This is a genomic window from Nocardioides convexus, from assembly GCF_011090295.1.
The window spans coordinates 2,270,794-2,289,837 of the sequence record NZ_JAAMYA010000001.1 but is presented as its reverse complement, the minus strand read 5'-3'; the positions used below and the strand labels follow the sequence as shown (position 1 = coordinate 2,289,837).

The window sequence follows — 19,044 nt, the reverse complement described above, 5'->3', positions numbered from 1 at the left end:
CGACCTTGCAGGAACTCAGCCCGGACAGGGATTGACGTCGAACGTCCGCGACCGGCTGCTGGTGAGCCCGCTCCGGTCGGTCGCGGTGAAGGTCACCGTGAGCGCGCCGCCCGTCCCGATCGGGCCGATCGAGGTGGACCAGGTGCTGCCGCTGTGCCCGGCCGCCCGCTGGCCGCTCACGGCACCGGACCAGCGCACCTGGACCGACCGGACGCCACCGCCGTCGGTCACCGGGGCGCTGACGGTGATCGTGCAGTCGGTGCCGCTGGTGGCGATCGCGCCCACCACGGGCGGGCGGACCACCGTGAGCGTGACGGCGACGAGGATCGTCCCGCCGGACCAGGTGACCGCGACCTCGCCGCGGTGCCTGCCCTCGGCGAGCCCGGCGCGTCCGGCGGTGATCCGCAGCCCGGTCGACGAGCCGGCCGCGATCGTGCCGCCACCGGTGGAGACCGAGAGCCAGGAGGTCCGGGCGCGCGCGGTGAAGCGGACGGGGCTACCGCCGGCGTTGGTGAGGCGGACCGTGTCCGACGTACCGCGGCTGCCGAGGTCGAGCGAGCGGGTGGAGGCGCGCAGGTCACCGGGCGCGGCGGCGACCGAGGGGGGCGCCGAGGCCGGCGTGGAGGCGGCGGCGGAGGTCGTCGTGGGCGCCGAGGTCGGCGAGGCACCGGGAGTGGTGGGGGCCGGCGCCGCCGGAGCCGTGGTGGTGGTCGTCGGCGGGGTGGTGGACGCGGTCGGCACCGGGTCCACGGCGTTCTCGGTGTCGTCTCCGCCGGGCCACAGCAGCACCACCGCGAGCACGCCGAGCAGGAGCAGCAGCACCCCGCCGGCTGCGGCCAGCGCGCCACGACGGCGGCGGGCGGCGACGCCGACGACCGGCAGGTCGACGTAGAACGCCACCAGTCGCTCGTCCTCGAGCACCCGGTCGCGCAGGGCGGCCGGGGCGGCGAAGGCGGGGACGCCGGCGAGCAGCGCCAGCGGGCTGACCATCAGCCGGCGGCGGTGGGCGCAGACGTCGCAGCCGTCGACGTGGCGGGCGACCCGCTTGCGGACCAGCGGCGAGAAGGTGCCGTCCCAGCCGCGCAGCACGCTCGCGAGACTCGTCGCAGTCGTCCGAGCCGCGCCGTGCGATGAGCAGCGCGCCGAGCGCGCGCTCGACCTGGTCGCGCGCGCGACTGAGCATGACGTAGGCGTTGGCCGGGGTGACGTCCATGGCCGCGGCCAGGCTCGGCGCCCTCCAGGCCCTGGCGCAGGTGCAGGTCGATCAGCGCCCGGTCGCGGTCGTTGAGCCCCTCGACCGCCGACCAGACGAGCGCCTGGAGCTCCTCGGTGACCTCGGCGTCGGCGACCTGGTCCTCGGGCCCGCTGCCCTGGTCAGGCATGGCTTCCAGCCACTCGTCGTCGTGCGCCTCGCGAGCCCGCGCGCGCAACGTGCGCAGGCACTCGTTGCGGACCACGGAGTACAGCCACGGCCGCAGCCGCGAGGCATCGCGCAGCCTGGGCGAGACTTCTCGGCCATCACCACGAACGAGTCGGCGACGCAGTCCGCGGCCTCCTCGCGGTTGCGGAGCATCGAGAACGCGAAGTCGTGCAGCCGGTCGGCGTACCGCTCGTAGACACCGGCGAACGCCAGCCGGTCCCCGGCCAGCACACCGGTGACCAGGTCCGCGTCGGGGAGCGCACCCGCGGGGGTCATGGCGCGATCGTACGGATCGCGGGCGGGTGGCATCGGCGGATCGGCACATCGGTCTCCCTCGGCTGCTGGTGCGGGACAGGGGTAGGAGCGCGGGCTCGCCGGAACCTTTCACTTTTCTCGCAGAAGGCTGCATGGGTACATCTAGGAGTGAGTCGATCGGATAACTAGCGTGAGGAGCCTCCGACGAAAGGTGCTCCACCGTGTCCGTCACCGACGAGTCTGCTCCGCAACAACGAGGCGTACGCCGCCGGCTTCTCCGGCCCGCTGCCCCTCCCGCCCGCCAAGCAGGTCGCCGTGGTGGCCTGCATGGACGCCCGGATCAACGTCTACGGCGTGCTCGGGCTCGCCGAGGGCGAGGCGCACGTGATCCGCAACGCCGGCGGCGTGGTCACCGAGGACGAGATCCGCTCCCTCACGATCAGCCAGCGGCTGCTCGGCACGAAGGAGATCATCCTCATCCACCACACCGACTGCGGCATGGTCACCTTCACCGACGACGCCTTCAAGGCCGACATCGAGAAGGACACCGGCATCAAGCCGGCCTGGGAGAGCGAGGCCTTCCCGGACGCCGAGGCCGACGTGCGCCAGTCGATCAACCGGATCAAGGCCTCGCCGTTCATCCCGGTCAAGGACAGCATCCGCGGCTTCGTGTTCGACGTGGCGACCGGCCGGTTGAACGAGGTCGCCTGAGACCTAGACGGGGCTGATCGGCAGCGACCGGCGCGGCTGGAACTCGAAGGCCGCGCCGGTGCTGAAGCGGACGACCTCCACCTCGGGCGCCTCCGGTGCCGCCTCGTCCCTGCGTACGACCAGCGCCCGCCAGCCCGCCTCGTCGGCGAGCGGGGAGACCTCGACGTCGAGGTGCGGGTCGAGCCCGTGCACGACCGCCTGGAGCGCCGCGGTCCAGTCCGGGCCGCACAGCGAGATCCAGGCGCCGTCCTCGTCGGCGGGACCGGGGCGGACGACCGAACTCGTCGCCGGAGAGCTCCGCGTCGACGTACTCGGCGGGGTTGAGCAGGGGGTGCACGGCCAGCAGCCGCAGCGCGCCCTCGACCGGGTCGAGCGTGTGCAGGTCCAGCGCGCGGGCCAGCCGCTCGGCGCCGATGCCGGCGACGCCGACGAGTCGCTTGCGGCGCAGGCTTCAGCAGACTCCGCGTCGGTCTCGGTCCGCTCGGCGACGGCCAGCGCGAACGAGCGGTCGAGCAGGTGCATCTGCAGGCAGACCTCGTCGGCGATGCGCACCAGCGCGGACTGGGAGAAGGCGGCGAGGTCGAGGTCGGAGAGCAGCGGTCCGGTGTAGTCGGCGCGGCCCTCGTCGCTCGCGTCGATCGGCGCGAGGGCGAGGGTCGCGGCGCGGGAGCGCTCGACGACCGCGAGCGCGGGCACCGGCTCGGGCTCGGGGTGCGCGTCGTCGATGACCACCGTCCACGCGCAGTGCGGGTGGCGGTCGGCGGCCCTCTGCTCGGCGCTGCGCGGCGGCCGGTGGATCGGGCGGACCTGGGCGTGCGGGTTGGAGGCGATCGCGGTCGCGTCGAAGGTCGGGTCCTCGATGTCGTGGCACATGCCGCGCACGTAGTCCTCGCCCATCGGCTCGACGTCCATCAGCGCTCCGCAGTGGTCGAGCCGGAACTCCCCGCGCCAGGGGTCGTGCACCGTGTAGCGGAAGTCCATGAACTGCGGGGGAGCGCCGATGTCGAGTCTGCAGGCCCTTGAAGATGGTGACCACGTCGCCCTGCCCGGGTTGCTCCGGTGCGTAGCCGAGCGCCGCCTGCATCCGCCGCGTGTAGACCGGGCTGGCCGCCGCCCACTCCTCGATCGCGACCTGCTGCATCTCCTCGCGCCCGAAGGCCGCGATGCACCGAGCCATCCCGGAGCGGTCGATGAGACTGACCCATCAGCAACAGGCTCCGGCACGACGACCGCGAGCTCCGCGCGCGAGAGGTCGGCGTACCTGCTCACGCCAGCCCCAGCCGCCCGGCCAGGCTTTGTCGAGGTAGGCGAGCACCTTGTCCTCGTCGGAGTCCGGGACGCCCCAGATCAGGCTCGCTGGGCCCGGCAGCCATCCAGTCCGCGAAGTCCGACTCGTCGGGACGCTTGGCGACCAGGATCCGCACGTCCGGCTGGCCCTCGCGCCCGGCCTCGGCCCACGCCTTGCGCAGGCTTGTCGGCGTTGGCCGCGACGTCGCTGGTGGTCGGGGTGGTCATCCAGCCGTCGGCGTGCGCGGCGATCCAGGCGAAGGTCTTCGGCCCCGCGCCGGCGCCGATGATCACCGGGATCCGCCCCTGCGGGGCTTGGGGAAGGCCCAGGCTCGGGCCGAAGGAGACGAACTCGCCGTCGTACGACGCCTCCTCCTCGGTCCACAGGGCGCGCATCGCCTCCAGGTACTCCTTGAGGACGGTGCGCCGCTTTCCGGCCGGCACGTGGTGGTCGGTCAGGCTCGTCGGTGTTCCAGCCGAAGCCGGCGCCGACGGTGACGCGACCGCCGGAGAGGTGGTCGAGGGTGGCGAGCGTCTTGGCGAGGGTGATCGGGTCGGACTCGACCGGGAGCGCGACCGCGGTCGAGAGCCCGATCCGCTCGGTGACGGCCGCGCAGGTGGCCAGCGACACCCACGGGTCGAGGGTGCGCAGGTACCGGTCGTCGGGCGGGCTCCTCGCCGCCCGTCGGGTGCAGCGCGTCGCGGCGCATCGGGATGTGGGTGTGCTCGGGCACGTAGATGGTGTCGAAGCCGCGGTCCTCGGCGGCCTTGGCCAACCGCGCAGGAGTGATGCCGCGGTCGGAGGTGAAGAGGACGATCCCGTTGCGCATGTCAGCAGACTAGAACGTGTTCTAGGAAAATGCTTGCGCCCGGATCGAACGTCTCCTATGTTGGACACGTGTCCAGTCAAGTGTTCGAAGCACCGCGGCAGGGTCTGAACCCCCGCCAGGCCGAGACCGTGGAGAAGTCTGCTCGTCGCCGGGCTGGCGGAGCCTGCGGGCCGTGGGCCACGAGGCGCTGACGGTGCGCACCGTCGCCCAGCGCGCGGGCGTCTCGCCGGCGACGGCCTACACCTACCTGGCCTCGAAGAACCACCTCTTCGCCGAGGCTCTTCTGGCGCCACCTCACCTCCGACGACGCTGCGGCGCCGGGTGGCGACAGCGCCACCACGCGGCTGCAGGCCACCATGCGCGCGCTCACCGCGCGGATCGTCGAGGAGCCGGAGTCTGGCCGCCGCCGTCACCCCCCGCGCTGCTCGGCACCGACCCCGACGTCGCACGGCTGCGGCTGCGGATCGGCGCGGAGTTCCTCGCCCGGTTCGAGGCGGCGATGGGGGAGCAGGCCGACCCCGCGGTGCTGGAGGTGCTGGTGCTGACCTTCTCCGGTGCGCTGCTGCAGGCCGGCATGGGGCTGATGACCTACGACGAGATCGCCGAGCGGCTGGTCTCCGCCGTCGCCGTGATCCTCCGGGGCCACTGATGGTCTTCGACCCCTACGACTACGCCTTCCAGGACGACCCCTACCCGACGTACCGGTGGCTGCGCGAGGAGGACCCGGTCCACCACGCGGAGGCCGACGACATCTGGGTGATCTCCCGGCACGCCGACGTGTTCGCGGTGCTGCGTGACGACGAGACGTTCTCGAACCGGATGGGGGTCTCCCTCGACGCCTCCGCGTGGAACCCCGAGGCGCACCGGGTGATGAGCTTCCTCGGCCTCGACGGCGCCGAGCAGTCGCGGATCCGCAGGCTGGTCTCCGCGGCCTTCACCCCCCGCCGGGTGCGGGAGGCGACCCCGGAGGTCGAGGCGCTGACCGCGCGCTACCTCGAGCGCGCCTTCGCCGCCGACGCCGAGCGCGGCGAGGCCGACTGGATCACCGACTTCGCCGGCCTGCTCCCGATGGACGTGATCTCGCAGATGATGGGCGTGCCCGTCGCCGACCGGGACGAGGTACGACGCCTGGCGGACCTCGTGGTCCACCGGGAGGACGGCGTCCGCGACGTGCCGCAGGCCGGCATGGAGGCGTCCTTCGCGCTCTTCGAGTACTACGGCGAGATGGTCGCGCACTGCCGTCGTACGCCGGGCGATGACCTGACCTCCGCGCTGGTCGCGGCCGAGCTCGACGGCGACCGGCTCACCGACGGCGAGATCATGGCGTTCCTGTTCCTCATGGTGGTGGCGGGCAACGAGACGACGACCAAGGCTGCTCGGCAACGCGCTCTTCCACCTCGCCGCGCACCCCGAGCAGCAGGCGCGGGTGCTCGCCGATCCCGGCCTGGTGCCGGCGTGGATCGAGGAGACGCTGCGCCACGACACCTCCAGCCAGATGCTCGCGCGGTACGTCGTGCGGGACGCCGAGGTCGCCGGCACGACCATCCCGGCGGGCTCCAAGGCGCTGGTCCTGCTCGGCAGCGCGAACCGCGACGAGCGGGTCTTCACCGACCCCACGACGTACGACATCGGCCGCGACAAGGCCGAGCTGGCGCAGATCCTGAGGCTTCGGCACCGGCCGGCACTTCTGCCTCGGCGCCAACCTCGCGCGGCTCGAGGCGCGGGTGGTGCTGGAGGAGACTCGTCCGCCGGGTCGAGGCCTTCGAGGTGCACCCCGAGCGCGCGGTGCGGGTGCACTCCACCAGCGTGCGCGGCTTCGCGTCCCTGCCGGTCTCGTTCACCGTCAGGAGCGCGTGATGGCTGGATCACGGAAGCCCGTCCACCCCGACCGCCGCCCGGCCGTCGTCGCGGGCGCCTCGTCCGGGATCGGCGCCGAGACCGCGCGCGCCCTCGCGGCAGCCGGCTTCCCCCGTCGCCCTCGGTGCGCGCCGGGTGGACCGCCTGCAGGAGGCTGGCCACCGAGATCCGCGAGGCCGGGGAGAGGCGTTCGTGCACGCCCTCGACGTCGCCTCGACCGCCTCGGTGGAGAAGTTCGCGGCGGCCACGACCGCCGGTCTCGGCGCGGCCGAGGTGGTGGTGTGCAACGCCGGGCTGCTCGCGCCGGGCGCACTGCTCGACGCGAGCACCGACGAGCCTGGCCGCGGAGTTCGACGTCAACGTGCTCGGCGCGCACCGCCTGGTCCGCGCCTTCGGCACCGGCATGGTCGAGCGGCAGCGCGGCGACCTCGTCTTCGTCTCCTCCGACACCGCCCTGCGGGCCCGGCCGTTCATGCGCGGCTACAGCGCCACGAAGTCCGGGCTGGAGGGCCTGGTCGAGGCGCTGCAGATGGAGCCTGGAGGGCACGGGGGTGCGCGCGTCCGTCGTACGCCCCGGGCCGACGTGGTCGGAGATGGGCTCGGACTGGGACGCCGACGCCGGCGCGAAGGTCCTCACCGAGTGGATCAAGTGGGGGCACGCCCGGCACTCGCACTTCCTCAAGGCATCGGCGGTCGCGGACGCGATCGTCACGGTCGTCAGCGCCCCGCGCGGGGTGCACCTCAGTCCGCTCGACGTGAACCCCGAAGCACCCCTGGAGGGCAAGTGAGTCTCCACGACATCCCCGAGGTCTCCACGCTCCTCGACGACCAGGACGTCAGCGTCCCCGCGATCATCAAGGGCACCGGGCACCTGCCCGAGATGCGGGTGGACCCGATCGCGCTCTTCCACCGGGTGCGCGAGGAGTGCGGCGACATCGGCCGCTTCCGGCTCGCCGACAAGCAGGTCGTCCTGGTCACCGGTGCGGAGGCCAACGAGGCCTTCTTCCGGGCGCCCGACGACGTGCTGGACCAGGCGGCGGCGTACCCCTTCATGACGCCGATCTTCGGCAAGGGCGTGGTCTTCGACGCCTCGCCCGAGGAGCGCCAGCAGATGCTCAAGAACCAGGCGCTGCGCGGCGACATGATGCGCGGGCACGCGCAGACCATCGAGGCCGAGATCCGCCGGATGGTCGCCGGCTGGGGCGAGGAGGGTGAGATCGACCTGCTCGACTTCTTCGCCGAGTCGACGATCTACACCACCTCCTCGTGCCTGATCGGCAAGCCGTTCCGCGACCAGGCTCGACGGCTCCTTCGCGGAGGTCTACCACCGCCTCGAGCACGGCACCGACGCCATCGCCTACGTCGACCCGTACGCCGACATCGAGAGACTTCCGGATCCGCGACGAGGCGCGGGAGGAGCCTGGTCGCGAAGGTGCAGGCGATCATCGCCGCGCGCCGGGCCCGTGGCGAGGTGCCGAAGGAGGAGCGAGACCTGCTCGACGTCCTCATCGCGGTGGGCTACGACGCCGACATGGTCACCGGCATCTTCATCTCGATGATGTTCGCCGGCCACCACACCTCGTCCGGCACCGCCTCGTGGGCGATGATCGAGTCTGCTGCGCAACCCGGCCGTGATGGCCGACGTCGTCGCCGAGTCTGGACGCGCTGTACGCCGACGGCAGCGAGGTCTCCTTCCAGGCCCTGCGCTCGATCCCCGTGCTGGAGGCGGCACTCAAGGAGACCCTGCGCCTCCACCCGCCGCTGGTGATCCTGATGCGCCTGGTGCAGGCCGACTTCGACCTGCTCGGGCACACCATCCCCGCCGGCACCGTGCTCGCGGCCTCGCCGCGGGTCTCGAACCGGATCGAGGAGGACTTCCCGAAGGCCGACCAGTTCGACCCGGGCCGCTACGTCGACCCGCGCCAGGAGGACCTGCAGAACCGCTGGACCTGGATCCCCTTCGGCGCCGGGAAGCACCGCTGCGTCGGCAACGCCTTCGCGATGATGCAGATGAAGGCCATCTTCTCGGTGATCCTGCGGGACTTCTCCTTCGAGCCCGTGCAGGAGCCTGGACTCCTACCGCGACGACTTCACCAAGATGGTCATCCAGGCTCGCACAGCCCGCCCGCGTGAAGTACCGCCGGAGGATCCGATGAGGGTCGTCGCCGACACCGGCGTGTGCCAGGGCCACCAGGCTCTGCCAGGGCGAGGCGCCGAGCGTCTTCGGCTTCGACGAGTCCGCCGACGTGGTCGTCGTCCTCGACGAGCACCCCGGCGAGGCGTTGCGCGCCGACGTCACCACCGCTGTGAAGTACTGCCCCGCCTTCGCCCTGTCCGTCGAGGAGGACCGAGATGAGTGACCTGACCGCACCTCTGAGCAGGGCGGAGATCGAGGAGTTCTGGGACTCCTGGCTCGACGTCAACCGCCGCGCCGAGCAGAGCGGCGACTGGCGGGTGATGGCCGAGTGGTACGCCGCGGACGCGACGTACGGCTGGATGTACGCCCCGGACGAGCACTTCATGGCCGTGGGCCGCGACCAGATCCGGGACTGGGCGATCGGCATCGAGATGGACGGCCTCGACGGCTGGCACTACGACTACGTCTGCACGGTGATCGACGAGCAGAAGGCGATGATCGTGGGCTTCTGGAAGCAGCGCTCGGGGATCCTCGACGACAGCGGCAAGGAGTACGAGATCCTCGGCCTCGGCGGCTCCTGGTTCGGCGTCGGGCGCACCGACGAGGGCGTCAAGATCGTCTGGCAGCGCGACTGGTTCGACATGCCCTCGACCGCGCACACCTTCCTGGAGATCATCCAGGCCGGCAAGGCGCCGGACACCCTGCTGAAGCGGATGTCGGTCTCCGGGCACGGCGTCCCCGGGCACTACCACCACGCCGAGTTCGCCCTCGACCGTGTGGCCGCCTCCGGTCGAGGCCGGGCAGTACGTCGAGCAGGCATCCGCTCCGGAGGTGACGGCGTGAGCGCGCTGCCGCCGCCGGCCCAGCAGGCTGATCGACGGCAAAGCTGGTCGGGGCGTCCGACGGCGCGACGTACCCGGTCCTGAACCCGGCGAACGGGCAGGAGATCGGGGTGGCTCCCGACGGCACCGCCGAGGACGTGGACAGGGCGATCGCCGCTGCCCGCCGGGCCTTCGAGGAGTCCTCGTGGTCGACGGACGCCGGGCTGCGGGTGCGGTGCCTGCGGCAGCCTGCACGCGGCCCTGCTGGAGCACGCCGACACCTTCCGGGCGCTCACCACGGCCGAGGTCGGGATGCCGGGATTCATGATGGGCGCGGCCGGGTTCGACGTGCCGGTGGACGGGCTGAGGTGGGTGACCGACCTGCTGGAGTCCTATGCGTTCGAGACCGACCTCGGGGTCGCCTCGCCGATGGGGATTCCCTCGCGTCGTACCGTGCGGCGCGAGCCGGTCGGCGTCGTCGCCGCCATCACGCCCTGGAACGTGCCGACCCAGATCAACCTCGCGAAGGCCGGCCCGGCGCTCGCCGCCGGCTGCACCGTCGTGCTCAAGCCGGCGCCGGACACCCCGTGGGTGGCGGCCGAGCCTGGGCCGCCTGGTCGCCGAGCACACCGACATCCCCGCGGGCGTCTTCAACGTGGTGACCCCGCGCTCCAACGAGGTCGCCTCCGTGCTCTCGACCGACCCGCGAGTCGACATGGTGTCCTTCACCGGCTCCACCGCCGTCGGCCGGGCGATCATGGCGGCGGCCGCGCCCACGCTGAAGAAGGTCTTCCTCGAGTCTGGGCGGCAAGTCCGCCGCGATCGCGCTCGACGACGCCGATGTGGCCGCGGTCGCCGGCGGCACCGCCTTCGCGGCCTGCATCCACGCCGGCCAGGGCTGCGCGATCACGACCCGGCTCGTCGTCCCCCGCGAGCGGTACGACGAGGCGGTGTCCGTCGCCGCGGCGACCATGGAGTCCATCGGCGCGAAGGACCCCGCCGACCCCGGCGCCATCTGCGGCCCGGTGATCTCGTCCGTCCAGCGGGACCGGGTGGCGTCCTACTTCGAGGTGGCCCGGGAGGAGGGCGGCACCTTCGCCACCGGCGGCGCGATCATCGAGCAGGACGGCTTCTGGGTGCAGCCCACCGTCGTGGCCGGCCTGGACAACTCCTCGCGCCTGGCGCAGGAGGAGATCTTCGGCCCGGTCCTCGTGGTGATCCCGCACGACGGTGACGACGACGCGGTGCGGATCGCCAACGACTCGGCGTACGGGCTCTCCGGGTCGGTCGACTCCGGCGACCTGGAGCGCGCCAGGGCCGTCGCCGCGCGGATCCGGACCGGGACCCTCGCGGTCAACGGGGGCGTGTGGTTCAGCCCCGACGCCCCGTTCGGGGGCTACAAGCAGTCCGGCATCGGCCGGGAGATGGGTGTCGCCGGGTTCGAGGAGTACCTGGAGACCAAGACGATCGCGGAGCCGGCGTGAGCGGGTCGTAGGAATCCCCGCTTACCGGGGGATTCCTACGGTTCTTGACCGTTGCAACGGCCAGTAAGCGCAGGAATCCCCCGGTAAGCGGGGATTCCCCGGCACCAGAGTGGTAGGAGTGAAATGCGATTCCAGGACAAGGTGGTCGTCGTCACGGGCGCGGCCCAGGGCATCGGCGAGGCCTACGCACGGGCCCTGGCGAGGGAGGGCGCGGCGGTCGTCGTCGCCGACCTGAACGAGGAGGCCGGCGCCAAGGTCGCCGCGTCCATCGAGGAGAACGGCGGCCGCGCGATCTTCGTGCGCTGCGACGTGTCGTCGGCCGAGTCCGCCGAGAGCCTCGTCGAGCGGAGCGTCGCGGAGCTCGGCGGGATCGACCACCTCGTCAACAACGCCGCGATCTACGGCGACATGGAGTTCAACCTGCTGATCTCCGTCGACTGGGACTACTACCGCAGGTTCATGAGCGTGAACCTCGACGGCGCGCTCGTCATGACCCGCGCGGTCCACCCCGAGATCGCCAAGCGGGGCGGGGGAGCGATCGTCAACCAGTCAAGCACGGCGGCCTACCTCTACTCCGGCTTCTACGGCCTCGCCAAGGCGGGGATCAACAGCCTCACCCAGCAGGCTCGCGCACGAGACTCGGCGGCCAGCGGATCCGGGTGAACGCGATCGCGCCCGGACCGACCGACACCGAGGCGACCCGCACGCAGGCGGGCGACGCGGCCAAGGACATCGTCCGCAACAGCCTCGCCATCAAGCGGATGGGCGCCGTAGAGGACATGGTCGGCGCGCTGCTCTTCCTGCTCTCCGACGACGCCTCCTGGGTGACCGGCCAGGTCCTGGCGGTCGACGGCGGCCAGACCTTCCGGCTGTGACCGGCGTGCTCACGGTCGGGTTCGTCGGCCTCGGCAACATCGGCAGGCCGATGGCGCTCCGGCTCGCCGCTGCCGATCACGTCGACCTCCGGGTCTACGACGTCGCGCCGGAACCCGTCGCCGGGTCTGGTCGCCGCGGGTGCCACCGCCGTCGGCTCCGTCGCGGCGATCGACGCCGACGTGGTCTGCGTGATGGTCCGCGACGACGACCAGGTGCACGACGTGGCGCGGGACCTGCCGCCCGGCGCGGTGCTCGTCCTCCATTCCACGGTGGCGCCCACGACCCCGGCCGAGCCTGGCGGTGCAGGGCCACCGGGTCCTCGACGCCCCGGTCAGCGGCGGGCCGATGGGTGCTGCCGACGGCAGCCTGGCGATCATGGCCGGCGGCGACGCCGAGGCCTTCGCCGCCGCGCGGCCGGCCCTGGAGGCGATGGGCAGCAAGGTCGTCCATGCCGGGCCGCTCGGCTCCGGCACCCGGATGAAGGCTGGCCCGCAACCTCATCCACTTCGTGGCCTTCACCGCCGTCACCGAGGCCCAGCAGACTCGCCGAGGCCGCCGGCCTCGACCTGCTCGCGCTCGGCGAGGTGGTGCGCCACACCGACGCGATCACCGGCGGCCCGGGCGCGATCATGCACCGGGCGACCGCGGCGCCGATCGCACCCGACGACTTCTGGCACGGCGTCTTCTCCCACGTCGCCGCGCTGGGGGAGAAGGACCTGGGCTTCGCGGTCGCACTCGCGGACGAGCTCGGCGTCGACGTACCACTGGCACGGGAGGCGCTCCCGCGCCTGCGGAAGGGACTGGGGATCTGATGGGCAAGTTCGACGACCTCCCGGAGGCGCGCCGTCGCGGCCTGGAGAAGATGGAGCAGGTCTACGGCTTCGACATGACCGACGGCGAGGGCGACTTCTTCCGCTACACCGCGGAGCACCTGTTCGGCGACGTCTGGCAGCGGCCCGGGATCAGCGACCGCGACCGGCGGCTCTTCCTGATCGGGCTGCTGGTCGGCCAGCGCGCCGATGACGTGCTCGGCATCCAGGTCCCGGCGGCGCTGGCCAACGGCGAGCCTGGACGCCGAGGTGCTGCGCGAGCCTGGTGATACTGGCCTGTCACTACGACGGCTGGCCCAACGGATCGCGGTTCAGGCTCGGTCGTCGAGAACGCCCTCGCGAAGGCAGCCCGCGCCGAGGGAGCCGGCTGACCAGCACCTTGTTAGCCTCGGGTCGATGAGTCGCGACGTTGCGGAGGCGGTACCGGATCGTTCGGCGATCCCGGTCGAGCCCGTGACGCTGGACTCGCTCCGCGTCGTGCCCGCGCCGGTCCCCGGCGCGCTCGGCGTGTGGCGGATGGAGACCGAGCGCTTCGGCGACGAGGAGACTCGACCTCGGCGCGACCTGGCTCGACGAGGCGGAGCGCAAGCAGTCGTCCTCCTACGTCCGGGCGGAGCCTGCGCCGCGCCTACGTGCTCGCCCACGCGGCGGCCCGGCTGGTGCTCGGCGCCGCGACCCGCACCGCGCCGGAGGACGTCGTGTGGGGCCGCCACGACTGCCCGGGCTGCGGGGAGCCGCACGGCCGTCCGCGTGCTGAGGGAGCCGCGGTGGAGTTCTCGCTGTCGCACACGCCCGGTCAGGTGCTGATCGCCGTCGCCGACGTACCGGTGGGGGTGGACGTGGAGCGCCACCCCGACGACCCGGTTGCCCTGGCCGGCCTGCTGCACCCGCGGGAGACCCAGGAGATCACCGCGGCCGCCCAGGGGACCCTCGACGGCGGCCGCGCCACCGTCCGCTTCACCCGCGCCTGGTCGCGCACCGAGGCCTACCTCAAGGGCATCGGCATCGGCCTGGGCCGTGACCCGCACCTCGACTACCTGGGCACCGACGAGGCTCCCGGTCGCAGGATCGCGGGCTGGTCCGTCCAGGACGTCCTCGTCCCCGAGGGGTACGGCGCCGCCGTGGCCCTCCTCGGTTGACCCGGCCGTGATCGAGGCGATCGGCTACGTCGGCAGCGCCGGCGCCGCCACCATGTGGCTCCCGCAGGCCTTCCGCGCCGTCCGGCACCGAGCCGACCCGGAGGCGCTGGCCGCGCTGAGCCGGACGACGTACACGGTGGCGATCGTGTTCAACATCCTGCTCACGACATACGGCTCGGTGGAGCACGCACGCCCGGTCATGCTCGCCGGCGTCGTCAACCTGGTCTGCGCGAGCGTCATCCTGTGGGCCATCCTCAGCGGCTCGCGGGGGAGGGCGGTGCCGTGATCGCCGCCCTCGGCTGGCTCGTCGGGATCATCGACGTCGGGCAGTTCCTGCCGCAGACCCGCCACACGCTCGGCCGCCGCCACGACCCTGCGGCGCTGCGCGGGCTGAGCGTGTGGACCTGGACCATCGCGACGATCCAGGGCGCGGCGTGGATCGTCTACGGCTTCGCCAACGACCTGCTGCCCATCGCGATCCCGAACCTGCTCATCACACCCGCGTGTGCGCTGATCCTGCTGGCCCGCCTGCGCGCGGGCCGCGCACCGGCCTGAGTCATCGCTGCGTTCGCCGCGCCATCGCCACCGCGAGGGTGAGCAGCACGAGGGTCCACATGACGGCGGCGGCGATCCAGATCACGTCCATGGAGACGCGCCGGCGGACCGATCGGTTGCCTCCGTCTCGAACTTCCCTGCCGTGGGTACCGCCGGGTCCGCCGCTGCTCCCCGAAGGAGGCCCCCGTGTCGACCTACCCCGTCGTCCCGCCCGAGCAGGACCACGTCGCCGGCGTCTCGGTCGGCGCGGTCCTGTCCTGACGATGGCGAGCAAGCCGAGGCTCCTGCCGGTCCGGCAACCGCGCGAGGTCGAGGGCATCGTGATCGTGCTGCACGGCGGTGGCGCGCGCCGGGGCGAGGTGATGGTGAGCCCCGCCCAGGCTCTCGGTCCTGCGGATGATCCCCGTCGCCCGCCGGATCGCGCGCGCCGGCAAGCGCCGCCTCGCGGTCTACCGTCTGCTGAACTCCTACCGCGGCTGGGACACCCGGCACACCCCGGTCGAGGACGCCCACTGGGCGCTCGACCGGGTCGCCGAGCGGTACGGCGCCGACGTCCCCGTCTGCCTGGTGGGCCACTCGCTCGGTGGCCGCGCCTCGATCCTCGCCGCCACTCGGTCCTCCGTGCGTGGTGTGGTGGCGCTGGCCGCCTTCGTCTACGCGAATGACGCCGACCGGCTCCCGCTCCGCGACCGCCGGGTCCTGTTCGTGCACGGGCTGCGCGACCGGATCGCACCGGTCCAGCGCGCTCGCGCCCTGGCCGCCCGGCTCGCGGCGCGCAACCAGGTGGGCTTTGTCGCCATACGCAACGGCAAGCACGCGATGCTCGCCGAGCACCGGACCTTCGAGCGGGCCGCAGCGGACTTCGTCACCGCCACCCTGCTCGGCACGGCGCCCGGGTCCCCGGTCGCGGAGGCGATGGACGGACCGGAGCCGGTCGAGGTGGGCTGAGGGTGCCCCCGGTAGGAGTCGAACCTACGACCTTTCGCTTAGGAGGCGGCTGCTCTATCCACTGAGTCTACGGGGGCGTACGGCGAACCATCTTGTCAGGTGCGCGCCACAGGATTCGGCGCAGGGCAGGGTGAGCGGGGAGAATGGCTCGCATACCACTGTCGGCGGTCGCCAGACCGACCGGGCTTGCCCGGGTCCGTACGGTGGGGGCGGCGCTCGCGCGTCGTACGGTCGCTGACTCGGCAAGGCGAACGAGAAGACCATGCAAGCCCGCCCCGAGGCGGCCGCACGACCAGGTGACAGATGACTCAGCACGACTCCTCCCGGCGACCGGGAGGGCCGAGCGAGCCCGGCAGCCGGGCTCGTCGCGTGTCGACCTCCCGCGCCGTACGACGCCCGCGAGGCACCCGCGGCGGTGGCCGGCGCAAGGCGCCGCAGCCGGGCAAGGCTCGTCTTCAAGGTGATCCTGTCCAGCCTCACTGCGCTCGGTCTCCTCACCGGCGTTGGTGTGGTCGCGCTCTACAACAACTTCAACGGCAACATCGACCACAAGGAGATCGCCGCCCAGGCTCGGCAGGGACCGGCCCGCGAAGGAGGAGGTGTCGGGGCCCGAGGAGCCGCTGAACGTGCTCGTCATGGGCACCGACAGCCGCTCGGGTGAGGGCAACGGCATCGACGGCGAGGCCGGTGGCGGCCTCTCCGACACGACGATCCTGTTCCACCTCTCGGCCGACCGGGAGTACGCCTACGGCATCTCCATCCCGCGGGACACGGCCGTGGTGCGGCCCACCTGCTACCGCGAGGACGGCTCCGAGATCCCCGGCAGCGGTGGCTACGTCAAGTGGAACGAGGCCTTCGCCTCCGGCGGCCCGGCGTGCACGACCCGCCAGGTCGAGCAGGCTGAGTGGGGTCCGGATCGACCACTACGTGGTCGTGGACTTCAACCAGTTCAAGGACATGGTCAACGCCCTCGACGGCGTCGAGGTCTGCATCCCCGAGGACATCGACGACCCCAAGCACGACGTCCACCTCAAGGCGGGCACGCGCGAGATCAAGGGCAAGGAGGCGCTGACCTACGTCCGCGCCCGCTACCGGATCGGCGACGGCACCGACCCCAACCGGACCCGTCGCCAGCAGGCCTTCATCGGCTCGATGATCAACAAGGCGCTGACGGCCGGCATGCTCGCGCGCCCCGACCGGCTGATCCGGTTCATGAACGCCGCGACCTCCTCGCTGCAGTCCGACCTCGACATCGCCGAGATCGCCGACATCGCCAACACCGCGCGGGGCATCGGCGCCGACAACATCAAGTTCGTCACGACGCCGTGGGTCTACTCCGACAAGGTGAGCTCCGGCATCGAGTGGACGCCCGAGGTGCAGAAGGCTGTGGCGCCTGGTGCGCCGCGACAAGCCGCTGACGGCGGAGTTCCTCAAGGACGCGCTGAGCGCCGGTGACAAGCCGGACGGTACGCCGTCCGCCGGTGGCTCCTCCTCCGCCGGGGCGCCGTCGTCGTCGGCCACCGCGAGCGACGGGGCCAGCGACAAGGCCAGCGACAAGGCCAGCGACGGCGCGACGGACCAGCCGAGCAACGGCGCCACCGGCGACGGCGGCCTGTCCCAGGAAGGCCGCGCCGCGGCCGGTCTGTGCTGATGGCCGGCACCGACGAGCCCGCCTGGAAGCGCAAGCAGCGGCTTGCCGAGATCTTCGGCGACGTCGAGCCCTCGGTCACCGAGGACGACAAGGACGAGCCTGCCGCGAAGGCGGAGCCGGCCGCGGAGAAGTGGCTCAAAGAGCAGGTGCCGCCCCACCACGGAGGGTGAAGCGGCACCTGTCGGTGTTGCGGACGATCAGCGGGTCGTGAGCGCGTCCCGGATCTGCGTGAGCAGGACGATGTCGGGGGCCTCGGCCTCCGGCTGGTCGGGGAAGAACTTCTCCTTGGCCTTGGTGTAGGGCGTGACCACGAGGAAGTAGACGACGGCCGCCATGATCACGAAGGCGATCACGGCGTTGATGAACAGGCCCACGTTGACGTTGGCGATCTCGGCCGAGCCTGAAGTCGGGCTGGTCGAAGATCTTGCCGATGAAGCCCATCAGCGTGTCGGTGAAGGTCTTCACGACCGCAGCGAACGCGGTGCCGATGATGAACGCAACGGCCAGGTCGACCAAGTTGCCCTGGAGCAGGAACTTCTTGAAGCCGGACATGGATTTCTCCTCAATTCCGAGAATTTTGGCGGTGGTGGTGCTACTCAGCATCGCAACCTATCTGCGACGCCACGTATAAGTCACGTACGACGCGACCGAGGCGGCCGTGACCTCTTCCACGTCCGCAGCGGGCAGGGCGAGCACGACCAGCCGCCCGGGGAGGGCGCCGTCGGTCGTCGTACCAGCCTCTGGGAGGGCCAGCACCTGCGCGTCCGAGGCCAGTGCCCGGGCGCTCCCGGCGCGCGGATCGGTGGCGACCAGGTCGATCCGGTCGCCCACGGTGAGCAGGCCGGCCTGGCCGGCGTCGGAGAGACGGACGGGCAGCGTGACGGCCCCCGGTGGTTGGGCGTCCGCGAGCCCGGCCCCCACCAGCCGTACGTCGGTGACCGCTTCGCCCGCGCGCAGCGGCGCCGCCAGGGTCCGTCCCTCGGGGGTCCCGACCGCCCCGCCCGGGACGACGCCCGCGGGCAGCGTCACGTCGGCGAGGTCGCCGCGGCCCAGCACGTGCCCGGCCGGCAGGTCGTGCCCGGCAACGCGCACCGTGACGGTCGGTGGGTCGGGCGGGGCGAGGGCGTGGAGGCCGGCGGCCACCGCGCCGGCGGCGAGCAGGGCGGCGAGAGGTCGGCGCCGGCGCAGGACGCGGCGTCGGAGGTCGGTCAGGGTGTCGGCGACGCGGCGCCGGGCGGAGGTGTCCATGCCCGGCACGCTAGGCCGGTGGGCGCCCGCCTGCAGGCGTCATCCACAGGCCCCGGACCTCAGGCGGAGGAAGCCGCCGCGCCGCTGCTGGACGAGCCTGCTGGAGGAGCCTGCTGGAGGAGCCTGCTGGAGGAGCCGGTGGACGAGCTCTTCGCCGGCGTCGAGGAGGTGTCGGAGGAGCCTCGCGGCCGGCGTCGAGGTGGTCGTCGAGGGGGACGACCCGCTGCCGCTGGTCTCGCTGGACGAGCCTGGAGGAGCGGCTGTCGGTCTTGTAGAAGCCGGATCCCTTGAAGACCACGCCGACCGAGTTGAAGACCTTGCGCAGCCGCCCGTCGCACTCCGGGCAGACCGTGAGCGCGTCGTCGCTGAAGGCTCTGGAACTGCTCGAAGGCGTGACCGCACGCGGTGCAGAGGTACTGGTAGGTGGGCATCGGCGAACTCCGTGTTGGCACTCTCGACTGTCGAGTGCCAAGGATACGGCACGGCCGGGAGTCCGTGGGCATCGCGCCGGACGCACCCGGCACAATGGCCGCACCATGGTGGAGGCAAGCAGCAGCACCGAGGACATGCCCGGCGTACCGACGGGGGACCGCAGGCTGGCGGGGGTTCCGCGCCTGGTCGCGACCCCTGCGCTGGATGGCCGGCATCGCCGTGCTGCTGGTGCTGGTTCTCGTCGCCGGCCTGGTGACCACGGTCGTCGTGGTCCGCCGCCCGTGGCCGCAGACCAGCGGCAGCCTGGGGCTCTCCGGGCTGGAGGGCGAGGCCCGGGTGGTGCGGGACGGTGCCGGCATCCCGCAGATCTACGCCGACTCGATGCACGACCTGATGATGGCGCAGGGCTTCGTGGCCGCTCAGGACCGCTTCTTCGAGATGGACGTACGCCGCCACGCGACCGCGGGCCGGCTCTCCGAGCCTGTTCGGCGAGGCCGGCCTGGAGAGCGACCTCGTGGTGCGCACCCTCGGGTGGCGACAGGTGGCCGAGCAGGAGCCTGACG

General features: G+C 72.2%; 27 protein-coding genes, 1 tRNA gene and 5 pseudogenes. 23 read left to right on the top strand and 10 right to left on the bottom strand.

All coding sequences use genetic code 11. The annotated features are described in order from the left end of the window. Positions 1-15: 15 nt before the first annotated feature. Positions 16-1,089 (bottom strand): hypothetical protein, encoded by a 1,074-nt coding sequence (locus G5V59_RS17135; protein WP_278257281.1) that lies wholly within the window; start codon positions 1,087-1,089, stop codon positions 16-18. Next, a complete protein-coding gene (locus tag G5V59_RS17130; protein ID WP_278257280.1) occupies positions 990-1,745 on the bottom strand; it encodes a sigma-70 family RNA polymerase sigma factor in 756 nt (251 codons plus the stop codon). Before G5V59_RS17130 ends, G5V59_RS17135 begins: the two co-directional genes overlap by 100 nt. Before the next feature lie 245 nt (positions 1,746-1,990). Here G5V59_RS17130 and G5V59_RS17125 point away from each other — a divergent pair, with 245 nt between their 5' ends. Further along, complete coding sequence (locus G5V59_RS17125) at positions 1,991-2,386, top strand: carbonic anhydrase (RefSeq protein WP_278257279.1); 396 nt, start codon at positions 1,991-1,993, stop codon at positions 2,384-2,386. 3 nt (positions 2,387-2,389) lie between these two features. Here the strand turns inward: G5V59_RS17125 and G5V59_RS17120 are convergent, their stop codons facing one another. The 3 genes and pseudogenes from G5V59_RS17120 to G5V59_RS17110 form a co-directional block, all read right to left on the bottom strand. After that, entirely contained in the window at positions 2,390-3,655 is a 1,266-nt protein-coding gene (locus G5V59_RS17120) for a hypothetical protein (RefSeq protein WP_278257278.1), read from the bottom strand. 78 nt (positions 3,656-3,733) lie between these two features. Further along, positions 3,734-4,117, bottom strand: a complete 384-nt coding sequence (locus G5V59_RS17115) for an LLM class flavin-dependent oxidoreductase (protein WP_278257277.1) — start codon at positions 4,115-4,117, stop codon at positions 3,734-3,736. A 76-nt stretch (positions 4,118-4,193) separates the two neighbouring features. After that, positions 4,194-4,304, bottom strand: a pseudogene (locus tag G5V59_RS17110) (LLM class flavin-dependent oxidoreductase); the annotation flags it as partial. A gap of 242 nt (positions 4,305-4,546) precedes the next feature. Between G5V59_RS17110 and G5V59_RS17105 the strand changes: the two are divergent. The 17 genes and pseudogenes from G5V59_RS17105 to G5V59_RS17025 all read left to right on the top strand — a co-directional run bounded on the left by G5V59_RS17105 (position 4,547) and on the right by G5V59_RS17025 (position 15,150). Beyond that, positions 4,547-5,152: a helix-turn-helix domain-containing protein gene (locus G5V59_RS17105; protein WP_341351235.1), complete on the top strand. Its 606-nt coding sequence runs from the start codon at positions 4,547-4,549 to the stop codon at positions 5,150-5,152. Positions 5,153-5,929: 777 nt separating this feature from the next. Continuing rightward, complete coding sequence (locus G5V59_RS17100; protein ID WP_278257276.1) at positions 5,930-8,128, top strand: cytochrome P450; 2,199 nt, start codon at positions 5,930-5,932, stop codon at positions 8,126-8,128. Further along, on the top strand, positions 8,077-8,493 hold the full coding sequence (locus tag G5V59_RS17095) for a cytochrome P450 (protein WP_278257275.1): 417 nt from the start codon (positions 8,077-8,079) through the stop codon (positions 8,491-8,493). Before G5V59_RS17100 ends, G5V59_RS17095 begins: the two co-directional genes overlap by 52 nt. A gap of 19 nt (positions 8,494-8,512) precedes the next feature. Then, positions 8,513-8,716, top strand: a complete 204-nt coding sequence (locus G5V59_RS17090; RefSeq protein WP_278257274.1) for a hypothetical protein — start codon at positions 8,513-8,515, stop codon at positions 8,714-8,716. Then, on the top strand, positions 8,713-9,423 hold the full coding sequence (locus G5V59_RS17085) for a hypothetical protein (RefSeq protein WP_278257273.1): 711 nt from the start codon (positions 8,713-8,715) through the stop codon (positions 9,421-9,423). Before G5V59_RS17090 ends, G5V59_RS17085 begins: the two co-directional genes overlap by 4 nt. Before the next feature lie 26 nt (positions 9,424-9,449). After that, positions 9,450-9,506, top strand: a pseudogene (locus G5V59_RS17080) (hypothetical protein); the annotation flags it as partial. Next, positions 9,496-9,858 (top strand): annotated as a pseudogene (locus G5V59_RS17075) (aldehyde dehydrogenase family protein); the annotation flags it as partial. The pseudogenes G5V59_RS17080 and G5V59_RS17075, both read left to right, overlap by 11 nt. Positions 9,859-9,973: 115 nt before the next feature. Then, positions 9,974-10,063, top strand: a pseudogene (locus tag G5V59_RS17070) (aldehyde dehydrogenase family protein); the annotation flags it as partial. Between the two features lie 97 nt (positions 10,064-10,160). Continuing rightward, positions 10,161-10,802: an aldehyde dehydrogenase family protein gene (locus tag G5V59_RS17065; RefSeq protein WP_278257272.1), complete on the top strand. Its 642-nt coding sequence runs from the start codon at positions 10,161-10,163 to the stop codon at positions 10,800-10,802. Positions 10,803-10,943: 141 nt separating this feature from the next. Then, positions 10,944-11,465, top strand: coding sequence for an SDR family NAD(P)-dependent oxidoreductase (locus tag G5V59_RS17060; RefSeq protein ID WP_278257271.1), 522 nt, complete (start codon positions 10,944-10,946; stop codon positions 11,463-11,465). Continuing rightward, complete coding sequence (locus G5V59_RS17055; protein ID WP_278257270.1) at positions 11,462-11,677, top strand: SDR family oxidoreductase; 216 nt, start codon at positions 11,462-11,464, stop codon at positions 11,675-11,677. Before G5V59_RS17060 ends, G5V59_RS17055 begins: the two co-directional genes overlap by 4 nt. Positions 11,678-11,866: 189 nt before the next feature. Then, positions 11,867-12,490: a hypothetical protein gene (locus tag G5V59_RS17050; RefSeq protein WP_278257269.1), complete on the top strand. Its 624-nt coding sequence runs from the start codon at positions 11,867-11,869 to the stop codon at positions 12,488-12,490. Beyond that, positions 12,490-12,777, top strand: coding sequence for a carboxymuconolactone decarboxylase family protein (locus tag G5V59_RS17045; protein WP_278257268.1), 288 nt, complete (start codon positions 12,490-12,492; stop codon positions 12,775-12,777). Before G5V59_RS17050 ends, G5V59_RS17045 begins: the two co-directional genes overlap by 1 nt. Before the next feature lie 240 nt (positions 12,778-13,017). Further along, positions 13,018-13,647, top strand: coding sequence for a 4'-phosphopantetheinyl transferase superfamily protein (locus G5V59_RS17040; RefSeq protein WP_278257267.1), 630 nt, complete (start codon positions 13,018-13,020; stop codon positions 13,645-13,647). 7 nt (positions 13,648-13,654) lie between these two features. Next, complete coding sequence (locus tag G5V59_RS17035; protein WP_278257266.1) at positions 13,655-13,933, top strand: hypothetical protein; 279 nt, start codon at positions 13,655-13,657, stop codon at positions 13,931-13,933. Then, positions 13,930-14,202 carry a hypothetical protein gene (locus G5V59_RS17030; RefSeq protein ID WP_278257265.1) on the top strand — a complete coding sequence of 91 codons (273 nt, stop codon included), beginning with the start codon at positions 13,930-13,932 and terminating at the stop codon, positions 14,200-14,202. The genes G5V59_RS17035 and G5V59_RS17030 overlap by 4 nt, the downstream gene beginning before the upstream one ends. A 396-nt stretch (positions 14,203-14,598) precedes the next feature. Then, positions 14,599-15,150 carry an alpha/beta family hydrolase gene (locus tag G5V59_RS17025; protein WP_278257264.1) on the top strand — a complete coding sequence of 184 codons (552 nt, stop codon included), beginning with the start codon at positions 14,599-14,601 and terminating at the stop codon, positions 15,148-15,150. Positions 15,151-15,153: 3 nt separating this feature from the next. On the opposite strand, the gene G5V59_RS17020 is transcribed toward G5V59_RS17025, so the two are convergent. Then, positions 15,154-15,227 (bottom strand) — tRNA-Arg (locus G5V59_RS17020). A 338-nt stretch (positions 15,228-15,565) separates the two neighbouring features. On the opposite strand from G5V59_RS17020, the gene G5V59_RS17015 reads away from it, so the two are divergent. Genes G5V59_RS17015 through G5V59_RS17000 form a run of 4 tightly spaced genes read left to right on the top strand, consistent with a single transcriptional unit; the run spans position 15,566 to position 16,971 of the window. Continuing rightward, complete coding sequence (locus G5V59_RS17015) at positions 15,566-15,811, top strand: hypothetical protein (RefSeq protein ID WP_278257263.1); 246 nt, start codon at positions 15,566-15,568, stop codon at positions 15,809-15,811. Beyond that, positions 15,786-16,568: an LCP family protein gene (locus G5V59_RS17010; protein ID WP_278257262.1), complete on the top strand. Its 783-nt coding sequence runs from the start codon at positions 15,786-15,788 to the stop codon at positions 16,566-16,568. Before G5V59_RS17015 ends, G5V59_RS17010 begins: the two co-directional genes overlap by 26 nt. Then, a complete protein-coding gene (locus G5V59_RS17005; protein ID WP_278257261.1) occupies positions 16,547-16,801 on the top strand; it encodes a hypothetical protein in 255 nt (84 codons plus the stop codon). The genes G5V59_RS17010 and G5V59_RS17005 overlap by 22 nt, the downstream gene beginning before the upstream one ends. Beyond that, a complete protein-coding gene (locus G5V59_RS17000) occupies positions 16,801-16,971 on the top strand; it encodes a hypothetical protein (protein WP_278257260.1) in 171 nt (56 codons plus the stop codon). The genes G5V59_RS17005 and G5V59_RS17000 overlap by 1 nt, the downstream gene beginning before the upstream one ends. Positions 16,972-16,998: 27 nt before the next feature. On the opposite strand, the gene G5V59_RS16995 is transcribed toward G5V59_RS17000, so the two are convergent. The 4 genes and pseudogenes from G5V59_RS16995 to G5V59_RS16980 form a co-directional block, all read right to left on the bottom strand. Further along, positions 16,999-17,142, bottom strand: coding sequence for a hypothetical protein (locus G5V59_RS16995; RefSeq protein WP_341351234.1), 144 nt, complete (start codon positions 17,140-17,142; stop codon positions 16,999-17,001). Between the two features lie 118 nt (positions 17,143-17,260). After that, positions 17,261-17,353: pseudogene (locus tag G5V59_RS16990) on the bottom strand (MscL family protein); the annotation flags it as partial. A 57-nt stretch (positions 17,354-17,410) separates the two neighbouring features. Next, positions 17,411-18,049, bottom strand: coding sequence for an SAF domain-containing protein (locus G5V59_RS16985; RefSeq protein WP_278257259.1), 639 nt, complete (start codon positions 18,047-18,049; stop codon positions 17,411-17,413). 59 nt (positions 18,050-18,108) lie between these two features. After that, positions 18,109-18,480 (bottom strand): FmdB family zinc ribbon protein, encoded by a 372-nt coding sequence (locus G5V59_RS16980; protein WP_278257258.1) that lies wholly within the window; start codon positions 18,478-18,480, stop codon positions 18,109-18,111. A 64-nt stretch (positions 18,481-18,544) separates the two neighbouring features. On the opposite strand from G5V59_RS16980, the gene G5V59_RS16975 reads away from it, so the two are divergent. After that, entirely contained in the window at positions 18,545-19,042 is a 498-nt protein-coding gene (locus tag G5V59_RS16975) for a penicillin acylase family protein (protein ID WP_278257257.1), read from the top strand. Positions 19,043-19,044 lie beyond the last annotated feature (2 nt).